The organism is Acinetobacter halobius, from assembly GCF_044130335.1.
GTDB lineage: Bacteria > Pseudomonadota > Gammaproteobacteria > Pseudomonadales > Moraxellaceae > Acinetobacter.
Genome location: NZ_JBIQOD010000037.1, coordinates 1 through 5,237 on the forward strand (window position 1 = coordinate 1; position 5,237 = coordinate 5,237).

Annotated in this window: 2 tRNA genes and 3 rRNA genes; all 5 read left to right on the forward strand. The window is 49.2% G+C overall.

Features of this window, described 5'->3' with window-relative positions:
* Window positions 1–1,409, forward strand: a 16S ribosomal RNA gene (locus ACE01U_RS16950); the annotation flags it as partial.
* Window positions 1,410–1,470: 61 nt separating this feature from the next.
* Window positions 1,471–1,547 (forward strand) — tRNA-Ile (locus ACE01U_RS16955).
* Between the two features lie 70 nt (window positions 1,548–1,617).
* A tRNA-Ala gene (locus ACE01U_RS16960) sits at window positions 1,618–1,693 on the forward strand.
* 335 nt (window positions 1,694–2,028) lie between these two features.
* Window positions 2,029–4,922: ribosomal RNA gene (locus tag ACE01U_RS16965) — 23S ribosomal RNA — on the forward strand.
* 178 nt (window positions 4,923–5,100) lie between these two features.
* Window positions 5,101–5,215: ribosomal RNA gene (gene rrf, locus ACE01U_RS16970) — 5S ribosomal RNA — on the forward strand.
* Window positions 5,216–5,237: the final 22 nt, after the last annotated feature.

Consider the following 5,237-nt stretch of genomic DNA (forward strand, 5'->3'; position numbering starts at 1 on the left):
CCTATTAGTGGGGGACAACATTTCGAAAGGGATGCTAATACCGCATACGCCCTAAGGGGGAAAGCAGGGGATCTTCGGACCTTGCGCTAATAGATGAGCCTAAGTCGGATTAGCTAGTTGGTGGGGTAAAGGCCTACCAAGGCGACGATCTGTAGCGGGTCTGAGAGGATGATCCGCCACACTGGGACTGAGACACGGCCCAGACTCCTACGGGAGGCAGCAGTGGGGAATATTGGACAATGGGGGGAACCCTGATCCAGCCATGCCGCGTGTGTGAAGAAGGCCTTTTGGTTGTAAAGCACTTTAAGCGAGGAGGAGGCTACCGAGATTAATACTCTTGGATAGTGGACGTTACTCGCAGAATAAGCACCGGCTAACTCTGTGCCAGCAGCCGCGGTAATACAGAGGGTGCGAGCGTTAATCGGATTTACTGGGCGTAAAGCGTGCGTAGGCGGCTTTTTAAGTCGGATGTGAAATCCCCGAGCTTAACTTGGGAATTGCATTCGATACTGGGAAGCTAGAGTATGGGAGAGGATGGTAGAATTCCAGGTGTAGCGGTGAAATGCGTAGAGATCTGGAGGAATACCGATGGCGAAGGCAGCCATCTGGCCTAATACTGACGCTGAGGTACGAAAGCATGGGGAGCAAACAGGATTAGATACCCTGGTAGTCCATGCCGTAAACGATGTCTACTAGCCGTTGGGGCCTTTGAGGCTTTAGTGGCGCAGCTAACGCGATAAGTAGACCGCCTGGGGAGTACGGTCGCAAGACTAAAACTCAAATGAATTGACGGGGGCCCGCACAAGCGGTGGAGCATGTGGTTTAATTCGATGCAACGCGAAGAACCTTACCTGGTCTTGACATAGTAAGAACTTTCCAGAGATGGATTGGTGCCTTCGGGAACTTACATACAGGTGCTGCATGGCTGTCGTCAGCTCGTGTCGTGAGATGTTGGGTTAAGTCCCGCAACGAGCGCAACCCTTTTCCTTATTTGCCAGCACTTCGGGTGGGAACTTTAAGGATACTGCCAGTGACAAACTGGAGGAAGGCGGGGACGACGTCAAGTCATCATGGCCCTTACGACCAGGGCTACACACGTGCTACAATGGTCGGTACAAAGGGTTGCTACCTAGCGATAGGATGCTAATCTCAAAAAGCCGATCGTAGTCCGGATTGGAGTCTGCAACTCGACTCCATGAAGTCGGAATCGCTAGTAATCGCGGATCAGAATGCCGCGGTGAATACGTTCCCGGGCCTTGTACACACCGCCCGTCACACCATGGGAGTTTGTTGCACCAGAAGTAGGTAGTCTAACCGCAAGGAGGACGCTTACCACGGTGTGGCCGATGACTGGGGTGAAGTCGTAACAAGGTAGCCGTAGGGGAACCTGCGGCTGGATCACCTCCTTAACGAAAGATTGACGATTGGTAAGAATCCACAACAAGTTGTTCTTCATGACGATGTATCTGAGGGTCTGTAGCTCAGTTGGTTAGAGCACACGCTTGATAAGCGTGGGGTCACAAGTTCAAGTCTTGTCAGACCCACCAAATCTGACTAACAAAGTATTGAATAAATGCTGAATACAGAAAAACAGAGACATTGACTTATTGATAAGCTGGGGACTTAGCTTAGTTGGTAGAGCGCCTGCTTTGCACGCAGGAGGTCAGGAGTTCGACTCTCCTAGTCTCCACCATAGATTATAGAAATTAGTAAGTTAAAGCTTATTAACTTCTGTGATTTATCGCAGTTTCCTGACCTGACGAAGGCAGGAAAAATCATTAACAGAATATATTTGAGTTGAAATAATTTGTTCATACTCGTTTTTAAGATCGACATTAACAGTGATTTATTACTGGATGGTGAAGATTGAAGAAATGAGTTACTAGCGAAATTAACTGAATCAAGCGTTTTGGTATGTGAATTGAATTGAAGCTGTACGTAGTTAAATCTACAAGGCTCCAACTGTAGCGATTAAGTTCGCGACGCAATATCCTACTTGTAGGGATTAGCGACTGTTTGGGGTTGTATAGTCAAGTAATTAAGTGCATGTGGTGGATGCCTTGGCAGTCAGAGGCGAAGAAAGACGTAATAGCCTGCGATAAGCTCCGGGGAGGCGGCAAATATCCTGTGATCCGGAGATTTCTGAATGGGGAAACCCACCTGTCATAAGGCAGGTATCGTATGATGAATACATAGTCATACGAGGCGAACGAGGGGAAGTGAAACATCTCAGTACCCTTAGGAAAAGAAATCAATTGAGATTCCCTCAGTAGCGGCGAGCGAACGGGGAAAAGCCCATTAAGTCATATAAGTTTTAGTGGAATGCTCTGGGAAGTGCAACCATAGTGGGTGATAGTCCTGTACACGAAAGGGCTTATATGATGATGTCGAGTAGGGCGGGGCACGTGAAACCTTGTCTGAATATGGGGGGACCATCCTCCAAGGCTAAATACTCCTGACTGACCGATAGTGAACCAGTACCGTGAGGGAAAGGCGAAAAGAACCCCTGTGAGGGGAGTGAAATAGAACCTGAAACCGCATGCATACAAGCAGTGGGAGCCGACATGTTCGGTGACTGCGTACCTTTTGTATAATGGGTCAGCGACTTACATTCAGTAGCGAGGTTAACCGCATAGGGGAGCCGTAGAGAAATCGAGTCTTAATAGGGCGTTTAGTTGCTGGGTGTAGACCCGAAACCGGGTGATCTATCCATGAGCAGGTTGAAGGTTGGGTAACACTAACTGGAGGACCGAACCCACTGTCGTTGAAAAGCCAGGGGATGACTTGTGGATAGGGGTGAAAGGCTAATCAAACTCGGTGATAGCTGGTTCTCCCCGAAAGCTATTTAGGTAGCGCCTCGGACGAATACCATTGGGGGTAGAGCACTGTTTCGGCTAGGGGGTCATCCCGACTTACCAAACCGATGCAAACTCCGAATACCAATGAGTACTATCCGGGAGACAGACTGCGGGTGCTAACGTCCGTAGTCAAGAGGAAAACAATCCAGACCGCCAGCTAAGGCCCCAAAATTATAGTTAAGTGGGAAACGATGTGGGAAGGCATAGACAGCTAGGAGGTTGGCTTAGAAGCAGCCACCCTTTAAAGAAAGCGTAATAGCTCACTAGTCGAGTCGGCCTGCGCGGAAGATGTAACGGGGCTAAAACTATATGCCGAAGCTGCGGATTTGCAATTTATTGCAAGTGGTAGGGGAGCGTTCTGTAAGCCGATGAAGGTGTATTGAGAAGTATGCTGGAGGTATCAGAAGTGCGAATGCTGACGTGAGTAACGACAAAACGGGTGAAAAACCCGTTCGCTGAAAGACCAAGGGTTCCAGTCCAACGTTAATCGGGGCTGGGTGAGTCGACCCCTAAGGCGAGGCCGAGAGGCGTAGTCGATGGGAAATTGGTTAATATTCCAATACTTCTATGTAATGCGATGAGAGGACGGAGAAGGTTAAGTCAGCCTGGCGTTGGTTGTCCAGGTGGAAGGTTGTAGGCATGTATCTTAGGCAAATCCGGGGTACTGTATGCTGAGAACTGATAGCAAGCTGTACTTGTACAGTGAAGTGGCTGATACCATGCTTCCAGGAAAAGTCTCTAAGCTTCAGTTACATAGGAATCGTACCCGAAACCGACACAGGTGGTCAGGTCGAGTAGACCAAAGCGCTTGAGAGAACTCTGCTGAAGGAACTAGGCAAAATGGTACCGTAACTTCGGGAGAAGGTACGCTGCCGACGGTGATAGGATTTACTCCTTGAGCTATTGGCAGCCACAGAAACCAGGCCCCTGCAACTGTTTATTAAAAACATAGCACTCTGCAAACACGAAAGTGGACGTATAGGGTGTGATGCCTGCCCGGTGCTGGAAGGTTAATTGATGGGGTTAGCGTAAGCGAAGCTCTTGATCGAAGCCCCAGTAAACGGCGGCCGTAACTATAACGGTCCTAAGGTAGCGAAATTCCTTGTCGGGTAAGTTCCGACCTGCACGAATGGCATAATGATGGGGGCGCTGTCTCCAGCAGAGGCTCAGTGAAATCGAATTCGCCGTGAAGATGCGGTGTACCCGCGGCTAGACGGAAAGACCCCGTGAACCTTTACTGCAGCTTGACATTGAACTTTGATCTTACTTGTGTAGGATAGGTGGGAGGCTTTGAAACCGAGACGCTAGTTTCGGTGGAGCCAATCTTGAAATACCACCCTGGTAATATTGAGGTTCTAACTCTGTCCCGTAATCCGGGACGAGGACCATGTCTGGTGGGTAGTTTGACTGGGGCGGTCTCCTCCTAAAGAGTAACGGAGGAGTACGAAGGTGCGCTCAGCGTGGTCGGAAATCACGCGTAGAGTATAAAGGCAAAAGCGCGCTTAACTGCGAGACCCACAAGTCGAGCAGGTACGAAAGTAGGTCTTAGTGATCCGGTGGTTCTGTATGGAAGGGCCATCGCTCAACGGATAAAAGGTACTCTGGGGATAACAGGCTGATACCGCCCAAGAGTTCATATCGACGGCGGTGTTTGGCACCTCGATGTCGGCTCATCTCATCCTGGGGCTGAAGCAGGTCCCAAGGGTATGGCTGTTCGCCATTTAAAGAGGTACGCGAGCTGGGTTTAGAACGTCGTGAGACAGTTCGGTCCCTATCTACCGTGGGCGTTGGAAATTTGAGAGGATCTGCTCCTAGTACGAGAGGACCAGAGTGGACGAACCTCTGGTGTACCGGTTGTGACGCCAGTCGCATCGCCGGGTAGCTATGTTCGGAAGGGATAACCGCTGAAAGCATCTAAGCGGGAAGCCTACCTCAAGATAAGATTTCCCTAGGACTTTATGTCCTCTAAAGAGCCGTTGAAGACTACGACGTTGATAGGTTGGATGTGGAAGCATAGTGATATGTGAAGCTGACCAATACTAATTGCTCGTGAGGCTTGACTATACAACACCCAAACAGTTGGTGTTGTGGTTCAAATCACTGCAAATACCTTGATTTAGTTATAAAGCTAAGTAGAATATCCAACTCAGATATACCTGTTAATGCATTCTATTTGGAACGAAGTAAGGCATAGACTGTAAGTACAGTTGAAATAAGACCCGAACAAGTCCATAACAGTTGTGCTGGCGACAATAGCAAGAGTGAACCACCTGATCCCTTCCCGAACTCAGAAGTGAAACCTCTTAGCGCTGATGGTAGTGTGGCGTTTGCCATGTGAGAGTAAGTCATCGCCAGCTCATTATTCAAAAGCCCCCTAAC